19 protein-coding genes and 1 pseudogene are annotated in these 18,956 nt (G+C 58.6%); 3 read left to right on the top strand and 17 right to left on the bottom strand.

Going from position 1 to position 18,956, the window contains the following annotated elements; translation table 11 throughout:
- Positions 1-169: 169 nt before the first annotated feature.
- The 13 genes from RAE19_RS14685 to RAE19_RS14625 form a co-directional block, all read right to left on the bottom strand.
- Positions 170-1,585, bottom strand: a complete 1,416-nt coding sequence (locus RAE19_RS14685) for a Do family serine endopeptidase (protein ID WP_313876246.1) — start codon at positions 1,583-1,585, stop codon at positions 170-172.
- Between the two features lie 88 nt (positions 1,586-1,673).
- Positions 1,674-2,684, bottom strand: a complete 1,011-nt coding sequence (locus RAE19_RS14680) for a MucB/RseB C-terminal domain-containing protein (RefSeq protein WP_313875586.1) — start codon at positions 2,682-2,684, stop codon at positions 1,674-1,676.
- Positions 2,681-3,256, bottom strand: a complete 576-nt coding sequence (locus tag RAE19_RS14675) for a sigma-E factor negative regulatory protein (RefSeq protein ID WP_313875585.1) — start codon at positions 3,254-3,256, stop codon at positions 2,681-2,683. Before RAE19_RS14675 ends, RAE19_RS14680 begins: the two co-directional genes overlap by 4 nt.
- 29 nt (positions 3,257-3,285) lie before the next feature.
- Positions 3,286-3,906, bottom strand: a complete 621-nt coding sequence (rpoE, locus tag RAE19_RS14670) for an RNA polymerase sigma factor RpoE (protein WP_313875584.1) — start codon at positions 3,904-3,906, stop codon at positions 3,286-3,288.
- Positions 3,903-4,175 (bottom strand): hypothetical protein, encoded by a 273-nt coding sequence (locus RAE19_RS14665; RefSeq protein ID WP_313875583.1) that lies wholly within the window; start codon positions 4,173-4,175, stop codon positions 3,903-3,905. Before RAE19_RS14665 ends, rpoE begins: the two co-directional genes overlap by 4 nt.
- A 223-nt stretch (positions 4,176-4,398) precedes the next feature.
- Positions 4,399-5,643, bottom strand: a complete 1,245-nt coding sequence (gene fabF / locus RAE19_RS14660; RefSeq protein ID WP_313875582.1) for a beta-ketoacyl-ACP synthase II — start codon at positions 5,641-5,643, stop codon at positions 4,399-4,401.
- A 148-nt stretch (positions 5,644-5,791) separates the two neighbouring features.
- Positions 5,792-6,031, bottom strand: coding sequence for an acyl carrier protein (gene acpP / locus RAE19_RS14655; protein WP_296508934.1), 240 nt, complete (start codon positions 6,029-6,031; stop codon positions 5,792-5,794).
- A 99-nt stretch (positions 6,032-6,130) separates the two neighbouring features.
- Entirely contained in the window at positions 6,131-6,877 is a 747-nt protein-coding gene (fabG, locus tag RAE19_RS14650; RefSeq protein ID WP_313875581.1) for a 3-oxoacyl-ACP reductase FabG, read from the bottom strand.
- The gene (gene fabD / locus RAE19_RS14645; RefSeq protein ID WP_313875580.1) at positions 6,874-7,824 is read right to left on the bottom strand and encodes an ACP S-malonyltransferase; all 951 of its coding nucleotides are present in this window, start codon (positions 7,822-7,824) and stop codon (positions 6,874-6,876) included. The genes fabG and fabD overlap by 4 nt, the downstream gene beginning before the upstream one ends.
- A 53-nt stretch (positions 7,825-7,877) precedes the next feature.
- Complete coding sequence (locus RAE19_RS14640; RefSeq protein ID WP_313875579.1) at positions 7,878-8,855, bottom strand: beta-ketoacyl-ACP synthase III; 978 nt, start codon at positions 8,853-8,855, stop codon at positions 7,878-7,880.
- A gap of 27 nt (positions 8,856-8,882) precedes the next feature.
- A complete protein-coding gene (gene plsX, locus RAE19_RS14635) occupies positions 8,883-9,908 on the bottom strand; it encodes a phosphate acyltransferase PlsX (RefSeq protein WP_313875578.1) in 1,026 nt (341 codons plus the stop codon).
- A 108-nt stretch (positions 9,909-10,016) separates the two neighbouring features.
- Positions 10,017-10,199 (bottom strand): 50S ribosomal protein L32, encoded by a 183-nt coding sequence (rpmF, locus tag RAE19_RS14630; protein WP_293662562.1) that lies wholly within the window; start codon positions 10,197-10,199, stop codon positions 10,017-10,019.
- A gap of 119 nt (positions 10,200-10,318) precedes the next feature.
- Positions 10,319-10,855: a YceD family protein gene (locus tag RAE19_RS14625; protein ID WP_313875577.1), complete on the bottom strand. Its 537-nt coding sequence runs from the start codon at positions 10,853-10,855 to the stop codon at positions 10,319-10,321.
- A gap of 25 nt (positions 10,856-10,880) precedes the next feature.
- Here RAE19_RS14625 and RAE19_RS14620 point away from each other — a divergent pair, with 25 nt between their 5' ends.
- On the top strand, positions 10,881-11,486 hold the full coding sequence (locus RAE19_RS14620) for a Maf family nucleotide pyrophosphatase (RefSeq protein WP_313875576.1): 606 nt from the start codon (positions 10,881-10,883) through the stop codon (positions 11,484-11,486).
- The gene (locus tag RAE19_RS14615; RefSeq protein ID WP_313875575.1) at positions 11,483-12,238 is read left to right on the top strand and encodes an SAM-dependent methyltransferase; all 756 of its coding nucleotides are present in this window, start codon (positions 11,483-11,485) and stop codon (positions 12,236-12,238) included. Before RAE19_RS14620 ends, RAE19_RS14615 begins: the two co-directional genes overlap by 4 nt.
- A 9-nt stretch (positions 12,239-12,247) precedes the next feature.
- Here RAE19_RS14615 and RAE19_RS14610 read toward each other — a convergent pair whose 3' ends face one another.
- The 4 genes and pseudogenes from RAE19_RS14610 to RAE19_RS14595 form a co-directional block, all read right to left on the bottom strand.
- Entirely contained in the window at positions 12,248-13,288 is a 1,041-nt protein-coding gene (locus RAE19_RS14610) for a S49 family peptidase (protein WP_313875574.1), read from the bottom strand.
- Positions 13,289-13,672 carry a Rieske (2Fe-2S) protein gene (locus tag RAE19_RS14605; RefSeq protein ID WP_313875573.1) on the bottom strand — a complete coding sequence of 128 codons (384 nt, stop codon included), beginning with the start codon at positions 13,670-13,672 and terminating at the stop codon, positions 13,289-13,291.
- A 27-nt stretch (positions 13,673-13,699) separates the two neighbouring features.
- Positions 13,700-14,374: an HAD family hydrolase gene (locus RAE19_RS14600; protein WP_313875572.1), complete on the bottom strand. Its 675-nt coding sequence runs from the start codon at positions 14,372-14,374 to the stop codon at positions 13,700-13,702.
- An 8-nt stretch (positions 14,375-14,382) separates the two neighbouring features.
- Positions 14,383-15,469 (bottom strand): annotated as a pseudogene (locus RAE19_RS14595) (RluA family pseudouridine synthase).
- Positions 15,470-15,964: 495 nt separating this feature from the next.
- On the opposite strand from RAE19_RS14595, the gene RAE19_RS14590 reads away from it, so the two are divergent.
- Entirely contained in the window at positions 15,965-18,937 is a 2,973-nt protein-coding gene (locus RAE19_RS14590) for an Rne/Rng family ribonuclease (protein ID WP_313875571.1), read from the top strand.
- Positions 18,938-18,956 lie beyond the last annotated feature (19 nt).

The raw sequence follows: 18,956 nt of genomic DNA, 5'->3' as shown, positions 1-18,956 counted from the left end.
CATATACCTGCTTCAATCAATCGACCGCCCGTATTCTAACCACCGCTTAAAAAAAGCCTATGGATTTAGACCCCCGCCCCCATCAAAGCTAGGCGCCAAAAGCCATGAATCATGGCTTTTTTATGTTGCAAACAACCCCATAGCCTGCTGTGCTTTAGGGTTGCTTGGCTTATCGGCCAGCCCGGATCACAGCGAACTGCGTCCAATCACCGCGCCGGAACAACACATTCAAAGCCTTGGTTTTGTCGTGTTTGCCCAGCACTGCCTCGAATTCCTTCACGGTTAACACTTCGACGTTGGCTACTTGCAAAATCACATCCCCCTCACGCAAACCCGCGCGAGCCGCTGCTTCCGTGGCAGCCTCTATGCGCACGCCTCCACGGACACCCGCTTCCTTTTTCTGGGCGTCTGTGAGTGCGGTCACTGCCAAGCCATAGACCTGTGTGGCAATCGATGCCGCCGGACGTTCCTCTTTCGCGGGGGCTTTTGCTACGGGTTTGTCCGCTTCAATTTCAGCGATCACCACTTGCAGTTCTTTGCTGCCACCGCGGCGGAATACGGTCAGAGTGCTTTTGGTTCCAGGCTTGGTGCCACCCACAATGCGCGGCAAGTCGCTGGATTTTTCGATGACCTTTCCGTCAAAGCGGGTGATGATGTCACCCGCTTCCACACCTGCTTTTTCAGCCGGGGATCCAGACTCTACGCCGCGAACCAACGCACCGGTGGGTTTGCCCAAGCCAATAGATTCCGCAACCTCTTTGCTCACTTGGTCGATCTGCACGCCGATGCGCCCGCGAGACACGCGACCCGACGCACGCAATTGGTCACTCACCCGGACCGCTTCGTCCATCGGAATGGAAAAAGAAATTCCCATAAAGCCGCCGGAGCGTGAATAGATCTGGCTGTTAATCCCGACCACCTCGCCGCGCATATTGATCAAAGGACCACCAGAGTTTCCTGGGTTGATGGCCACGTCTGTCTGTATGAAGGGCAAGAAATCACCGGTGTCACGCTGTTTGGCACTCACGATACCAGCGGTGACGGTGTTTTCCAGTCCGAACGGAGAACCGATCGCCATGACCCATTCGCCGACCCGAAGGCGGTTCACATCACCCACCTTCACTGCGGGTAAACCAGTCGCGTCAATTTTGACCACCGCAACATCGGAGCGTTTGTCCGCCCCCAGAATCTTGGCTTTGAATTCCCGCTTGTCGGTGAGCGTCACAATGACTTCGTCTGCCCCGTCCACCACGTGCGCATTGGTCATGATCACGCCATCGCTGGTCAAGATAAAACCTGAGCCGACCCCACGTGGCTGTTCCTCTTCCTGCTGCTGTGGGCGGTTTTGGCGAGGGTTCTGTTTCGGCATGTTGGGAATCGGCAAGCCGAAACGACGGAAGAACTCCAGCATTTCCTCTTCATTCGGTCCGCCCTGTTGTGCGCGAGCGCTAACCTTTTCCAAGGTGCGGATATTCACAACCGAAGGGCCCACCTGATCCACGAGTTCGGTGAAATCCGGCAATCCGCGGACTTGCGCATAGGCTGCCGACAAAGGCAAAAAGGATGCGGCACATGCACCCAACATGACCGCGAGGCCCCAACGCCGGATTGAAAAGATGTGATGTGTCATGTGGAACGTTTCCTGAAAAAACCGATGAGACAGAGATAGGGTCTTATTTTTTGCGTTCAAGCGCTTGAGTGAACACGGCCAAGGTACCAGCGGGCACCTCGCCTACTGCGGTGATCCACCAATTGCCGAGCTTGCGTGTTTGCGTCCGGGTAGCGCCGCCCAAATCTGCTGCGCCAACTTGTATATGGCGGCTGGGATCAAATCGCTCAACAAACAGAGACACCGTCGCCAAACCGTCGGAAAACATCCATTGCATGGAGGTATCTGTTTTGCCGGAGGCACCTGCCAACAAGGCCACCGGGCGTATGTAACAACCGCCGGGCTTGAATCCGGGGACGCCCCCATTCATGGCCCATCCTTGGGCGGCGGCACTCGTTTTCTCCGTGGTGCGCCGCTCGATGCGATAACCCTCTGTTTGCCCCATCAATTGGTTGAGCTTGGCAGAGCTCACTTGGGCATCCATGTTGAGCTCCGAGAATGCGGACTGTTCCAGCGTTTTTCCGTCGACATCCAGTGTTTGCAGCTGGATCACCAGACCGGATTTCTTCTCACTCCACACCCGGTATCCGTAACGGAGGCCATCTTTGGCCTGAATATGCACCACGTCTGCATCCACTCCGGCCAAGCGCTCCGATGCCATCGTCTTGAGAGAGTAGAACTCATCAAGATCTGCCCCCTTGGACTTCAACAGCCCCGGGAACAAGCTGGTCGCCTCACGCGTCTCGGCAATACCGACTTTTGCCGTCGGGAAGAGCGTCAACACCTCGGAGTTACGCCGGAAGGTGGTGCGGGGCGTGCCGCTTAATGGCTCAATGCGCTCTAACTGCTGCTCGCCTTCACACACATGCCAGATTTTGGCACTCGCCATTTGCGTACCGGCAGACACCACAAAAGTGCCAGTATAGGTGCGATGTTTGGAAGCCTCGTGAAGACGGGTCAGCCAGGCACTCACAGAATTCTCTTGGGCTATCGCAGGCACCCAAGCCTGCACGCCCAACACGCAGGCCAGCACGAACCCACGCGACAACAGCCGGCAGCTACGCAGCCAGTTCACCGAGAAGGCCTTTCGTAGGTAGCATTACGCAAAAAGCCCGAAGGCCCCTGCCAGGCAGAATGTCCGCCCATCTGCTGGTGGGCTTCCATCAAGGCGTCAAGCTGGGGATCGCGCAACATGACACCCGCGTCGGTAGTCGCTGCGGCCAGTGCCGGCCCTGCGGGCGCCGCACTCATGTCGGAAGGGCCTGTACCGGCACTAGGCCAAAGCAAAGAGGCGACACCGCCCACCGCCAATACCAAGGCGATCGACGCAAAACGACGTGCCTTCCAAAAAGTGGCGTTTGCAGGTGGCGCGCTGCGCATCGCTGCGCCTTGCACGCCGACAGGTGGCATCGGCTGAACTTGCAAGATTGATTCGGAGGCGATTTTTCCCTGGATAGATTGCCAGAAAGCCAGATCGCCCGAGGTTCCGGATACTGGTTCACCGCGCGCGGCTGCTGCGCCAGCGTGCAGGCCTGTCCATGCGGCATAGTGCGCCGGATCACGCTCCAAGGCATCCAGCAAAGCCCCCAACTCCGTGGAGTCGAGTTCACCGTCTGCTAGCGCAGACAGTTGCTCCTGAACAGACATTTGATTTTGGGAAAAGCGATCCATAGTACTTACCAACGCTTGCCGGTTTGTTTATCCAAAAGAGGTTTCAACTTTGCAGAAATCGCTTCACGAGCACGGAAAATCCGTGATCGGACGGTACCGATCGGGCATGCCATAGAGAGTGAAATTTCTTCATAACTCAAACCTTCGATTTCCCGGAGTACGACAGCCTGCCGGAGCTCATCCGGCAAAGCCTCCATCGCAGCGTTCACCACACCGGCAATTTCCTTAGCAGCCAGCACGGTTTCGGGTGTTTCTTCGCTACTTGGTTCGTTTTGGCGGAAAGAAGTTTCATCTTCTTCATCACGGGCAAAGAAAGACTCCGAAATAGTGCGATCTCTCTTCAGCTCCAACAACGACTTTTTGGCCGTGTTGACGGCAATTCTGTACAGCCAGGTGTAGAACTGCGCATCGCCGCGGAATTGATGGAGCGCCCGGTAGGCACGGATAAAGGTTTCCTGGGTGATATCTTCGACCAAATCCACATCCCGAACCATGCGCCCAACCAGCCGCTGGATACGTCGCTGGTATTTCAGGACCAGCAGGCCATACGCACGTTGATCTCCAGCGATCGTGCGTTCGACCAAGGGCCAATCAGCATCGGGCGCGGGTTCCAACACATCGGTCATGGGTGCATCCCCGCGGCGGGCGCAACTGACACCTCCGCGCCCCACGCTGTTTCTTCACACCAGACCAAGGCACGCCGGACAGAGCGCCAACGCTCGGGTTGCAGAGCATCGGCCTCCAACCACACACCGAATTGCTGACCTTGCTCCGGTTGCAGCAGCACCCACAAGGTGCGCTGAAAGTCGTACTGAATGCGCACAGCCTTGATGGGTTGGGACAGGCTCCCCCAATACCAAGTCTCACCATCCCAACGCAACCGGCCTTCAGGCATACGACGCCACGAAAGCACTAAATTTGCACTGAGGACGCCCCAAGCGACCCACACAGCCAGCGTTCGATCCCATGCTTGGCCACTCCAAACGGTGTAGAGCGGCGCACACAAGAACAAAAAAATCAGGCCGGCAAAAAGCCAGCCCAACCTTTTTGACCGCGAGACCTGCAGACTTGTCGCCGGTGGACGTTGCATGGAGGGTCAGTGTGACTGGCCGTGTGTATTAAATGCGTTTGAACACCAGCGTGCCGTTAGTGCCACCAAACCCGAAGTTGTTTTTGACAGCGACATCGATCTTCATATCGCGGGCCGTGTTAGCGCAGTAATCAAGATCGCATTCCGGATCTTGATTAAAGATATTGATGGTCGGAGGGCTCTTTTGGTGATGCAAAGCCAATACGGTAAACACCGACTCCAAGCCACCTGCGCCACCCAAAAGGTGCCCGGTCATGGACTTGGTGGAGTTCACCACCACGCGTTTGGCGTGATCACCCAAAGCGGCCTTGATGGCATTGGATTCATTTACATCGCCCAGCGGCGTGGAGGTGCCGTGGGCATTGAGGTAATCCACTTGGTCAGCATTGACACCTGCGTTGCGCATGGCGCTCAACATGGCACGACGGGGGCCATCCATATTGGGGGCTGTCATGTGGCCGGCATCTGCACTCATACCAAAACCCGCCAATTCAGCGTAGATCTTGGCGCCGCGTGCCTTGGCGTGTTCGTACTCTTCGAGCACCATCACGCCGCCGCCTTCACCCAAGACAAAGCCATCGCGGTCTTTGTCCCAAGGGCGGGAGGCAGTTGTCGGGTCGTCATTGCGGGTACTCAGGGCGCGCATGGCAGCGAAACCACCAATACCCAAGGGGGATACGGTCGCCTCAGAACCACCAGCAACCATCACGTCCGCATCACCGTACTCAATCATGCGGCCCGCTTCACCAATGCAATGCAAACCGGTCGTGCAAGCGGTGACGATGGCGATGTTTGGGCCCTTGAAGCCGTAGCGCATGGACACATGGCCAGCAGTCATGTTGATGATGGAGGCCGGCACAAAAAATGGAGAAATCCGGCGCGGACCGCGGTTGGTGTACTCTGCGTGGGTGTTTTCAATCATTGGCAGGCCGCCAATGCCAGAGCCGATCACGCATCCAATGCGCGTGGACTCTTCGTCACTCAAGGCATCGCCGGTCTTGATACCGGAGTCGACCACTGCCTGCATGGCAGCCGCGATACCGTAGTGGATAAAGGTATCCATGGTGCGGGCTTCTTTGGAGTTGATGTAAGCCTCCAACTCGAAGTTACGCACTTCCCCGGCGATCTTGCAGGCAAAAGCAGATGCGTCGAACTTGGAAATGACATCAATACCGGACTTACCTGCCAGCAAATTGGACCAAGCCTCTGTCACCGTATTACCTACGGGACTGACACAACCTAAACCAGTGACAACAACACGACGACGGGACATAGAAACCTGGATTCAATAGTTCGTCAAAGAAGTACCGCCATAGCGGCGATACAGAGAATGGGGGAGGAACCGGCCGGACACCTGCAGGCGATGATCCTGCGGTTGCCGGCCGGGTTGGCAATGCGCACTAACGCATTGCCCAAGGCTATCAGGCCTTTTTGTGGGTGTTCGCGTAATCGATCGCGTTTTGCACGGTAGTGATCTTTTCTGCGTCTTCGTCCGGGATTTCAATTCCGAACTCATCTTCCAAAGCCATCACCAGTTCCACTGTGTCCAAGGAGTCAGCACCCAGGTCTGCCACAAAGGACTTTTCGCTGGTAACTTGAGACTCTTCCACGCCGAGTTGTTCAGCAATGATTTTTTTGACACGGACTTCGATATCGCTCATGGGTTCCCTCTAAGGGTTGTAAAAGAATCCGAGATTTTACCCGCCCTAGAGACAAGTCTCTAACCAGGTCGCCGTTCGGACACATCGGCGGTTTTTTTCTTACATGTACATGCCGCCATTCACGTGCATTTCCTGCCCCGTGACATAGCCCGCCTGAGGGGATGCAAGGTAGCACACCGCGTGCGCAATATCCGAGGGTTTGCCCAAATGCCCGAGGGGAATCTGGCCCAGCAAGGCTTTTTGTTGCTCCTCCGGCAGGCCGGCCGTCATGTCGGTTTCAATAAATCCGGGCGCCACGCAGTTAACGGTGATGTTGCGCGAGCCAAGCTCCCGGGCCAGCGCACGGGTCATGCCCGCCACGCCCGCTTTGGCGGCTGCGTAGTTGGCCTGACCGGGGTTGCCGGACGCTCCGACTACCGAGGTGATGCTGATGATGCGGCCGTACCGTTGCTTCATCATGGTGCGCAAAACAGAGCGACTCATGCGGAACACACCCTTGAGGTTGGTGTCCACCACCGCATCCCAGTCGTCATCTTTCATGCGCATGGCCAGTGTGTCGCGGGTAATGCCGGCGTTGTTCACCAGAACATGCAAGCCGCCGAACTCTTTGGCGATCGCGTCCACCAACGCCTCCGCCGCAGCGCCATCATTCACATCCAAAGTGCGACCATCACAGCCTGCAAAGCCTGACAAAGCCTCACGGATTTTTGCCGCACCAGCGTCCGAGGTGGCAGTACCGATCACCTTGACGCCTTTGCGCGCCAATTCCAAGGCGATGGATGCGCCGATGCCTCGCGAGGCTCCGGTCACCAGCGCCACTTGGCCCTCAAACTTGATCTCGCTCATGCCAACAATCCTTTCACTTCTTCCAGTGTCGCAGGATCAAACAGGGCAGCCCCTGTCATTTCTGCATCAATCCGCTTGACCATACCGGCCAGCACCTTGCCGGGGCCACACTCGACCACCGTGGTCAAGCCACGCGCCTTGATGGCCTGGACACATTCCACCCAGCGCACCGGCCCGAAAGCCTGACGGTACAGCGCATCGCGAATGCGGTCTGCATCCATTTCAACAGCGACGTCAATGTTGTTCACCAGCGCAATCTGCGGTGTGGCAATCTCTATCTCTTCCAGGCGCGCCTTGAGCTTTTCTGCCGCTGGCCTCATCAGGCTGGAGTGGAAAGGTGCAGACACCGGCAAGAGCAAAGCGCGCTTGGCACCTGCTGCTTTCAAAATTTCACACGCCTTATCCACCGCCGCCTTGCTACCCGCGATAACGGTTTGACCTGCGTCGTTGAAGTTCACAGCTTCGACGACTTCAGAGTCAGAACCGGCCATAGCCGCCGTAGCTTCTGCACACCCCGCTATCACTTTCGCAGCATCCATACCCAAAATGGCTGCCATCGCGCCTACACCTACCGGTACCGCCTCTTGCATCGCCTGGGCACGCAAGCGCACCAACGGCGCTGCCTGCGCCAAGGTCAAGGCACCTGCAGCAACCAATGCCGAGTACTCACCCAGCGAATGGCCTGCTACCACTTGAGGCGCTACTCCGGTTTCAGACATCCAAACCCGATATGCCGCCACGGCAGCCACCAACATCACCGGCTGGGTGTTGGTCGTCAGGGCCAATGCCTCTTTGGGTCCTTCGTGAATCAGCTTGGCAACATCTTCGCCCAAGGCGTCAGACGCCTCTTTCAAGGTTTCCAACACGATGGGGTGTACACCCCATGCATCCAGCATGCCCACCGATTGGGAGCCTTGACCGGGAAAAACAAAAGCAAATGGTTTCATAGAAAATTCTTCGTCAAATTGAGCTCTAGCCGTGATTCTGCTTGCACGACCTGCTACAAAGTCAGGAGCACTGCACCCCAGGTGAAGCCACCACCAACGCCTTCCAGCATCAGGTTCTGGCCCGGCTTGACCCGACCGGCACGTACCGCAGAGTCCAATGCCAGCGGAATAGAGGCTGCCGAGGTATTGCCATGTTGATCCACCGTCACCACCACTTTGTCCATGGGCAGCTTCAGCTTCTTGGCGGTGCTTTGCATGATGCGGATATTGGCTTGGTGAGGAATCAACCAATCGATATCCGCTTCGGTCTTGCCGGCTTTCGCCAGCGTCGCCCGCGCCGCATCTTCCAGCACGCCAACCGCCAACTTGAATACCGCTTGCCCATCCATCTTGAGCAAGGGGTCGCCCAGAATGTGGCCGTTTGATACATGACCGGGTACACAAAGAATACCGACATGCTTGCCATCCGCATGCAGGTCACTGGCCAGGATGCCCGGGGTTTCCGATGCTTCCAAGACCACGGCACCCGCGCCATCGCCAAACAGCACACACGTCGTACGGTCGGTGAAATCCAGCAAACGGGAAAACACTTCGGCACCCACGACAAGCGCTTTGCTCGCACCGCCGGTGCGAATCATCGCGTCAGCCACTGTCAGCGCGTAAACGAAGCCGCTGCAGACTGCCTGAACATCAAAAGCGGCACATCCGTTGGCACCAAGCTTGTTTTGCAAGATACATGCAGTGGAGGGGAACACCATGTCCGGCGTGGAGGTGGCGACGATGATCAAGTCAATGTCTTGCGCCTGCAAGCCCGCTGCGCTCAAGGCGCTTTTGCAGGCCTCCAGCGCCAAGTCGCTGCTGTAAACACCAGCTTCCACAAAGTGGCGAGCGCGAATACCGGTGCGCTCCACGATCCATTCATCTGAGGTCTCAACCCCTTGGGCTGCAAGCTGCGCCGCCAGGTCCGCGTTGGTCAACCGGCGGGGAGGCACATAGCTACCGGTGCCTGTAATTCGGGAATAACGTGTCATGGGTGTTGTAGCGTGCACCCGTTCAGACTAAGCCTCTGCTTCCGCGACCGCTAAAAGTGGTGCCGCCTTGGCAATGCGAACCTGAACGCGGTCCAGCAAGTTGTTTCGGGCTGCATCATACGCGCGGTTCAAGGCATTGCCGAACGACAGACTGTCGGCAGAACCATGGCTCTTGAACACCAGACCGCGCAAGCCCAAAAGGGCTGCACCGTTGTAACGCCGATGATCAAAGCGGTTTTTAAACGCATTTAGAACCGAATAAGCAGCAATAGCCGCCATTTTTGTCAAGATATTGCGTGAAAACTCAGCCTTCAAAAACGTGCCAAACATCGAGGCCAAGCCTTCGCTGGTTTTGAGCGCCACATTGCCCACAAAGCCGTCGCACACAACGATCGCAGCAGTGCCTTTGAAGATGTCGTTGCCTTCCACATTACCCACAAAGTTCAAATCGCCAGTTTTCGCGGCAGTTCGCAGAAGTTCACCTGCTTTTTTGATGACTTCATTGCCTTTGATGACCTCTTCACCAATGTTGAGCAAGCCCACCGACGGCGACTCATCGCCGCTGAGCACCGACACAAGCGCCGAGCCCATGACCGCAAACTGCAGCAGGTGTTCGGCCGAGCAATCCACATTGGCCCCCAGATCCAGCACCGTGGTTGCGCCACCTTTCGCATTGGGGATTTGTCCGGCAATTGCCGGGCGCTCGATACCATCCAGCGTTTTCAAAATGTAGCGGGAGATGGCCATCAACGCGCCGGTGTTGCCCGCAGACACAGCCGCTTGCGCTGCCCCGTCTTTCACTTGCTGAATCGCCACCCGCATGGAAGAGTCTTTCTTCTTGCGCAAGGCGACCTCAAGGGCATCGTCCATGGTGACCACTTCTGTGGTGACTACCACGTTTGCACGCGGGTGGGAGAAGCCCTTCAGCGCATCGGCCAAGCCCACCAAGACCAACGCAGCATCCGGATGACGATCCAGAAACTCACGACAAGCAGGTAGCGTTACCTCTGGGCCATGGTCTCCGCCCATGCAATCAACGGCAATCGTAATCATGCGCAATTCAATCCAACAACAATAAAGCGGGCAATTATCCGACCCCAAAATGACAAAAGCCCGTCGCTACAGAAACTGTAGCTTCGGGCTTTGCGGGATTCAGGTGAATCAGGCTTCAGATTTTGTCTTCAACACCTTGCGACCACGGTAGAAACCGGTGGGGCTGATATGGTGACGCAAGTGAATTTCGCCGGTGGTGGGTTCCACTGCGATACCGGGCACGTTCAGTGCATTGTGCGAACGGTGCATACCGCGCTTGGAAGGAGATTTTTTGTTTTGTTGAACTGCCATGATCGGCTCCTGGGCAAAGGTGCTGCGCAGGCGGCAACACGGTTGGGGTTAGTAAAACGCGGCAGGTCTGGCACGCGGAGCCTCAGATTATAGCCCAAACTTCGCGCAGCCTCCAACCCCTACTTTTTGAGCTGCTGCAACACCGCAAAAGGATTCGGCTTTTCCGCGGGCGCATCAACGAAATCAGCGTCTGCCGCCTGAAGCTTGACCGGCGCGGGGCACTCCTCATGCTTGGGAACCGGTGGAACAGACATCAACAGCTCGTCTTCGACCAGCTCTAGCAGATTGAATTCACGGCTGAGCACCAAGACGTCCTCCTCCGACTCTTCGTCCTCCACCTCAGCAAGTGCCTCGCTGGCAACAAAACGGAAAGAGCGCTCGAAAGCCACCTCCGTCGCAACCGGCCCCAAACAACGCTGACACGTCATCACCAAGGTAGTGGATCCCTCGAGATGAAGCCATGGTTCAGGTTGACCGGCTGCATCTTCTTGCATTTCTCCATCCGCGGAGAAGCTCACCAATGTTCCCTCGATCGGGCCCAGGGATTCCTCGCGCAAGCGCTCCATGTCCGTCAACGGGACGCTGCCCTCCAATGCGCCTGAAGCTTGTGCGAAGGCTTTGACAGGAAGGCTACGGGGTACGTATTCATGTTTCATCCGCGCAGTGTAAGAGAATCGCTACATGCAAAGCTCCCCTTCCAGAAAACTCGTCCTGGGCTCCACCTCGGTATACCGGCGCGAACTCCTGGCGCGATTGCGCCTGCCTTTTATCGTTGCGGCACCTGATGTAGATGAGACACCACTTCCCGGCGAAGCGCCTGCGGCACTTGCCCGCCGACTCGCCCTGGCCAAGGCCCGCGCGGTCGCAGACATACACCCCGATTGCATTGTGATCGGCTCAGACCAAGTCGCTGACTTGCACGGCCAGCCTTTGGGCAAGCCGCGCACGCATGACCGTGCCGTGGCTCAATTGCAGGCCATGCGCGGCCAAACGGTGATTTTTCAAACTGCCGTGGCCGTGGTATGCAAAGCCAGCAGCTTTATGCAAGAGGACTTGGCACCTGTGAGGGTGCAATTCAGGGACTTGGGCGATGCGGAAATAGAACAATACCTGCGCGCGGAAACGCCCTATGACTGCGCAGGCAGCGCCAAGAGCGAGGGCTTGGGCATCAGCCTGCTGGAGGCGATTGACAACGATGACCCCACGGCGCTGGTCGGACTTCCGCTGATTCGCACCTGCCGCATGCTGCGTGCAGCCGGCTTGAACCTGTGGGAGCAAGCAACATGACCGGCACCCTGTATTTGGTGCCGGCGCCGCTGGATTTCGGCTGCACAAGCCAAAGCCCCCTCTCAGACAGCATGCCGCAGCAAACCCTGCAGCGTGCGGCCGCCTTGCGCTACTGGATTTGCGAGAATGCCAAAAGCACCCGGGCCTACCTCAAGCGCGTGGGTGAATCGCACCCTTTGAATACAACGATTCAAGACATGCAGCTCCAAGAGCTCCCCCGGGAGGTGCACAAAAAAGGCGACCACCTTGGCGGCTTCGACGCCAAACCCCTGCTCGCCGCTGCTTTGCAAGGCCATGACGTTGGGCTGGTGAGCGAAGCGGGTATGCCTGCCATTGCCGACCCGGGCTCGTCGGTGGTGCGTGCTGCCCATGAATTGGGGATTCCGGTAGTGTCCTTGGTGGGACCGGTATCGCTTTTATTGGCTTTGGCTGCCAGTGGGTTGAACGGCCAGAACTTTGCGTTTGTCGGCTATGTGCCGTCCGAACCCTCAGAACGGATCAAGCGCATCAAGGAGCTGGAATCCTTGGCGCTTAAATCCGGGCAGACACAAATTTTTATCGAGACACCCTACCGCAACACCGCCCTGCTGCAGAGCCTGCTGCAAACGCTGCAAACCAACACACGGCTGGCCACCTCCAGCGGCCTGACACTGGCAACTGCCTGCACCCATAGCCAGACGGTCAAGCACTGGAAACACAGCGGCTGGACCTTGGACAACGCCACGCCAACCGTGTTCGCCCTCGGCCGCTAGGCCCCGCGTTCAGTGAAGCGCTGGCAACGAACGCAGCGCCTTCACTGCACCATCACCGATCGAGGCACCAAAACGCTTGACCAGCCGCTCGGCCACGTTTTCCTTGCGGGTGTAATCCACGATCTCTTCGGCCTTCACGACTTCGCGGGCCACGTAATCAATATTGCCCAACTTGTCGGCCAAGCCGAGGTCGATCGCCTGCTGACCGGTCCAGAATAGGCCGCTGAATACCTCCGGGGTCTCGGTGAGCCGCTTGCCGCGGCCCTCTTTCACCACGGCAATGAATTGCTGGTGAATCTGGTCCAACATGGACTGGGCGAAGGCACGCTGCTTCTCGGTCTGGGGGCTGAACGGGTCAAGCAAACCCTTGTTCTCCCCTGCCGTCATCAAACGGCGCTCCACACCGAGCTTATCCATCAAGCCCGTGAAACCAAAACCGTCCATCAGCACTCCGATGCTGCCGACGATGCTGGCCTTGTCGACATAGATTTCATCAGCTGCTACAGCGATGTAGTAAGCGGCGGAAGCACAGGTCTCTTCGACCACTGCATAGACCGGTTTGTTGTGCAGCGCTTTCAGACGCCGGATCTCATCGTTGATGATGCCGGCTTGCACCGGGCTGCCGCCGGGGGAGTTGATCAACAAGACCACGGCCTTCGCCCCCTGATCTTCAAAGGCTGAGCGCATGGATGCTACGACCACATCGGCACTGGCCTCATTGCCTGACGCAATTTCGCCCCGGATGCTCACGACCGCCGTGTGGGGTGTGGCGATATCGGCGGGCGCGCCGCTTTGTTGCAAGCCCATCCACACCACCACCGACAGAAACACCAGCCATGCAATCCGGATGCCATTGCGCCACCGGCGCGCGCTGCGTTGCTCGACCAAGGTTGCAGTTGCGAGCTTTTCCAGCGTGGCACGCTCCCAGCCCGCGTCAGAATTCTTGGCGGTACTTGCTATCTTCTCAGGAGCTGCTTGCGCAGACTCATTGCCGGCTACAGGCATATTTGGATCTTCAGGCATACCTGTCGGCATTTGGGGTTCCGTCATTTAAAACACTACCGGTTGGAGATGGGAGGAAGTATGCCAGTGGACGACGCCATCCACCTCGGACAAGGCGATCGAGACCAGCCCACCTCGGCACGGGCCCGTGCGGCACATGCCGGTTTGGGGGCTGTACATGGCGCCATGGGTGGCACATATCAACCAATGACCGGTCAAATCAAAGAACCGGTTGGGCTGGTAGTCCATTTCCATGGGAACGTGCGAGCAACGATTCAAATAGGCATACACCTTGCCCGCATAGCGAATCGCAAAGGCATAACAAGTCTGCCCGCAATAGATCACATCAAAAGGCACCGCCAGCCCGCTATCCACCAAATCAGCGGAGTTGCACAAGGCAATTCCGGGCGTGTCGGGAAGGGCGTCTGGCATGGTGGCTCCTGATCTGGCGTGTCAAAGTCAGGCGTTGGCCTGCAACCAGGCGTCCAACTCCGCCACGGAGTGGGCAATCGCCAAGGGCCCCAGCACCTCGAAGCTGTCCGGCTCATGCGCGCCGTAGCTCACGGCCACGCTGGCGCATCCGGCGTTCACCGCCATTTGCAAGTCATGCGTGGTGTCGCCGATCATCAGTACCCGGTCAGCCTCCACCCCGAATTCCATCATCAGCTCTTGCAGCATCAGGGGGTGGGGCTTGCCGGCGGTTTCGTCCGCCGTGCGGGAGCCATCAAAAATGCCTTGCAGGTTCACATCGCGCAGCGCTTCATTCAGGCCGCCTCGGCTTTTGCCGGTGGCAACTGTCAGCAGGTGCTGGCGGGCTTTGAGGCGATCCAGCATCTCCAGCACACCTGTAAACAGGGTGATGTCGTTCTGGTGCACGCTGTAGTGGTGCTTGTAGCGTGCACCTAACAGCGGGTATTTGTCAGCCGGCACATCCGGCGCGGCATGGGCCAATGCTTGCATCAGGCCCATACCAATGACATAGGACGCATCCTTGTCGCTGGGAACGGTGCCCCCTACATCCTGCACCGCCAGCTGGATGCAGCGGGTAATGAGGGCGGTGGAGTCAAACAAGGTGCCATCCCAATCGAATGCGATCAGATCAAAACGGCGGGGGCGGAAAGCGGTGGAATTCATGCCTCGATTTAACCCTGAACCGGTGCCATCGCGCCCGGTTCTTCAGGAATGGCCTGCAGCAGAAAACGGGCAAGCTCGGGCGGCAGGTCGGTCTGCAGGGCCACGCGCTCACCGGTCGCCGGGTGGTTGCACTGGAATCGCCAGGCGTGCAAAAACATGCGCTTGAGCGGCACGAGCCCTTCGTCACGGGCCAGCGCCTTGTTCAGCTCGAAATCGCCATATTTGTCATCGCCCACAATGCCCATGCCTTCCGAGGCCAAGTGCACCCGGATCTGGTGGGTGCGACCGGTCTTGATCGTCACCTCCAACAAGGAATAAGCCTTTTGCTGCGGCGTTTGCGCAACGCAAGCCGCGGGCGTGACCGAATGCACCTTGACCAAACTCAAGGACGGCATGGCGTCCGCATGGTCTTTGGCCACCACGCGGACACGGCGCTCACCATCCGGCAGCAGGTATTTCTGCAAAGACTTGTCCAAGACCTTCTTATTCAGCCGGCCACTGCCCTGCCACCAGAGCCAGATAGGTTTTGCCAGTCTCGCGTTCGCGGAACTGGTCTTGCAAGTTCTTCAAGGCGCTGCGTTTCTTGGCGACCAGCAGAATGCCGCTGGTTTCCCGGTCCAGCCGGTGCACCAGCTCCAGAAACGTCGCCTTGGGGCGTGCCATGCGCAATTGCTCAATCACCCCAAAACTCACCCCTGAACCGCCATGCACCGCCACGCCTGCCGGTTTGTTCACCGCCAGAAAATGGTCATCTTCAAATAGCACCGGGAAGTCCTTGGCGGGCACAAAGCGGTGAGCCTGCTCGGCCATCGCAGCTGTTTTCTGGTCTGCACGCTCGGACGTGCGCACCGGTGGCAGGCGGATAAGGTCGCCCGCGGCAATGCGGGTGTCGGCGCTGGCGCGGCCTTTGTTTACGCGGACTTCGCCGCTGCGGATGATGCGGTAAACGTGGGTCTTGGGGACGCCCTTGAGCTCCCGCATCAGGAAGTTGTCGAGGCGCTGGCCAGCGCTGTCTTCATCCACCGTCACGGATTTGACTTGGGTGTTGGCCAGGGGGGCCGTTGAGGGCTCTTTGCCCCCTATAATGTGTTTCACTAGCGACGCGCCGTAAGTGGTTGATTTGTCTGGAGTTTAGTCCACACCCCACTGAACGCAGCGCTGGAAGGTCGAAGTCCCCGTTTGGCGCCAGCTGTAAATCACACGCCACCTGCCTGTGATGGCAGCGACACCACACGGTCAAGCCGACGAATTGAAACCCTGATACGGAATACCCCAAGTCTGCCAACCCACGGTTGGCGGGCGGAATGAAACGAGATGTTTGTGTTGCTAAGCCTGATCACCTTGTGCCTGCGGAGCGTTTACGCCCCGTTTGGTGGCACAAATCGGCCTGCAGCCCCGGTAATACCTGCGCAACCAGCTAGCATTTTTGTAGCGAGTTCACAAACGCATTCCCTCGTCCCCATCCACGCGCCTACGCTTCGACACCTCGTGTAACCTGAAGTTCTCCGGCAATTCCTCCTCACTTCAATTCGTCAGTCCGACTTCGTGAGCCCCCACCGGGCATGTACTAATTGAAGAAGGATGCAATCCATGAAACGGATGCTGATCAACGCCACGCAGGCTGAAGAACGCCGCTTGGCTATCGTCGACGGACAAAAACTCCTCGACTACGAAATCGAAATTGAAGGCCGCGAACAACGCAAAGGCAACATCTACAAAGCGGTCGTTACCCGCGTAGAGCCGTCCCTAGAAGCCTGTTTTGTGGACTACGGTGAAGACCGCCACGGCTTCCTGCCTTTCAAGGAAATCTCGAAGCAGTATTTCCAGCAAGGCGTGTCTGCGAGCAATGCCCGCATCCAGGACGCGATCCGCGAGGGCCAGGAACTGCTGGTTCAGGTCGAAAAAGAAGAGCGTGGCAACAAGGGCGCAGCCCTGACCACCTTCATCTCTCTGGCCGGCCGCTACGTCGTGCTGATGCCCAATAACCCCCGTGGCGGTGGCGTCAGCCGCCGTATCGAGGGCGACGACCGTGCTGAACTCAAAGAAAACATGGACCAGTTGGAATACCCCAACGGCATGTCCATCATCGCCCGCACAGCCGGCATCGGCCGCAGCGCGCCCGAACTGCAGTGGGATTTGAACTACCTGTTGAAACTCTGGGGTGCCATCGACGGCGCTGCCAAGGGTGCCAAGGGTGCTTTCCTGATTTACCAGGAATCCAGCCTCGTGATCCGCGCGATCCGCGACTACTTCAACAACGACATCGGCGACATCCTGATCGACACCGACGACGTGTACGAGCAGGCCCAGCAGTTCATGGCCCACGTGATGCCTGAGCACGCAGCCCGCGTGAAGCGCTACCGCGACGACGCGCCGCTGTTCAGCCGCTTCCAGATCGAACACCAAATCGAGTCAGCTTACGCCCGCACCGTGACATTGCCTTCGGGCGGCGCCATCGTGATCGACCACACCGAAGCTTTGGTGTCGGTGGACGTGAACTCGGCCCGCGCCATCAAGGGCGGCGACATCGAAGAAACCGCGACCCGAACCAACCTAGAAGCCGCTGACGAAGTGGCCCGCCAGATGCGCCTGCGCGACTTGGGTGGCTTGATCGTGATCGACTTTATCGACATGGAAGAGTCCCGCAACCGCCGCGAAGTGGAAAACCGCTTGCGCGACGCCCTGCGCCAGGACCGTGCCCGCGTGCAGTTCGGCACCATCTCCAAGTTCGGTTTGATGGAAATGAGCCGCCAGCGCCTGCGCCCGGCCTTGTCCGAAGGTGCGTCCATCCCCTGCCCGCGTTGCGGTGGTTCCGGCCACATCCGTGACACTGAGTCCAGCGCCTTGCAAATTTTGCGCATCATCCAGGAAGAGTCTCTCAAAGACAACACCGCCTCGGTGCTGTGTCAGGTTCCCGTGGAAGTGGCTTCGTTCCTATTGAATGAAAAGCGCACCGAAATTGCCAAGATCGAGTTGAAGCAACGCATCAATGTGTTGATGGTGCCCAACAAGACCCTGGAAACGCCCAACTACAAGCTTGAGCGCTTGAAGCACGACGACCCACGCCTCGACCACATCGAAGCCAGCTACAAGATGGCTGACGACATGGAAGAAGGCACAGGTGTGACCCGTCGCTCCCAAGAGCCGACCAACAAGCAAACGCCCGTCATCAAGGGCGTGTTGCCTGATGCCCCCGCACCGATCGCGCCTCCTAAGCCAGAACCCGTCAAGGTGATAGCAGCGCCCGCAGCTCCGGTTGCAGCGGCCCCGGCACCTACAGGCTTCTTTGCTTGGCTCAAGTCTTTGTTTGCAGCTCCCGCTGCCGCTCCAGCCCCTGTGGCCCCGGCTCCGGTCAAGACAGAAGAGAAGCGCGAAGCTCGTCCAGGCCGCGATGGTGGCCGTAACGGCGGCCGCAACCAGCGTGGCGAACGCAATACGGAAGGCCGTGGCGAAGCACGTACCGATGCCCGCCCAGACAGCCGCGGCGAGCGCAATGACCGTGGCAACCGCAATGAGCGCGGTGACCGCAATGCACGCCCCGAGCGTGGCGAACGGGGTGCCCGTAATGAGCGCGACGAACGCAACCAAGCCCCCCGCCAAGATCGCATGGACGCCGAACAAGCCAAAGCGGTCAACCCTGAGGTCAGCGTTCAGGCCGACCAAGGTGGCACTCAGCAGCCCCGCGAAGGCCGCCAGGAGCGCGGCAACCGCAACGAACGCGGCAACCGCGGACCGCGCAACGGCGAGCGCACAGACGTACGCGCTACGGAGCCCACCAGCGAAGTAGTAGCGCCCCAAGCGCTGACAGAGGGTGCAGTGCCCGCAGCAGACCCAAGCGCTGAAGGACGCGAACCACGCGAAGGCCGCAATGGCCGTGGCCGTGGACGCCGCAACGACCGGGCGCCACGCCAGGACGAAGGTCAAGCGCCACAAGCAGCCGTGACTGACGCTACCGGCAACGAAGTCGCTGAAGCCGTCGCTACTGGCGAAGCTGCCGCCGACAACGGTGCTGCGCAGGAACCGCGTGAACGCCGCTCGCGTGACCGCTACGGTCGTGACCGTGGCAACCGCGGCCCCCGTGGTGAAAATGGTCAGCGCAACGCGATCGACGGTGCAGAAGCCGCAGCAGTGGCGCCCGAGGCGAGTGCTGCTCCGGAAGCCGTGGCCGTGACTGTGGCACCGCAAGCCGCCGCACCAGTGGCCGCTGAGGTAAGCGCACCCGCACCGGTAGCTGCAGCGCCTGTCGCAGCACCCGTAGCGCCAGCGCCCGCCCAGGTAGCGGAAGCGGCACCTGCCGGACGCATGCCCAAAGTGGCAGGCTACAGCCTGCCGACCGCTGCCTTGGTGGAAGTGGCCAGCAGCTCTGGCCTGCAATGGGTGAACTCGGATGCAGACAAAATCGCAGCCGTGCAAGCTGCGATTGCCGCCGAACCCAAGCCAGTGCACGTCCCCCGCGAGCGTCCTGCTCCTGTGGAGCTTGACGACCGCCCCTTGGTGTTGGTCGAGACCCGTCGCGATCTGCGTGACATGAAGCTTCCGTTTGAGAACGATCAAACGGCTTAAGCTGCCAGTCCAGTCACCG

The sequence above is a fragment of the Rhodoferax potami genome, from assembly GCF_032193805.1.
Taxonomy (GTDB): domain Bacteria; phylum Pseudomonadota; class Gammaproteobacteria; order Burkholderiales; family Burkholderiaceae_C; genus Allorhodoferax; species Allorhodoferax potami_A.
This window is presented reverse-complemented; position numbering and strand designations above follow the sequence as displayed.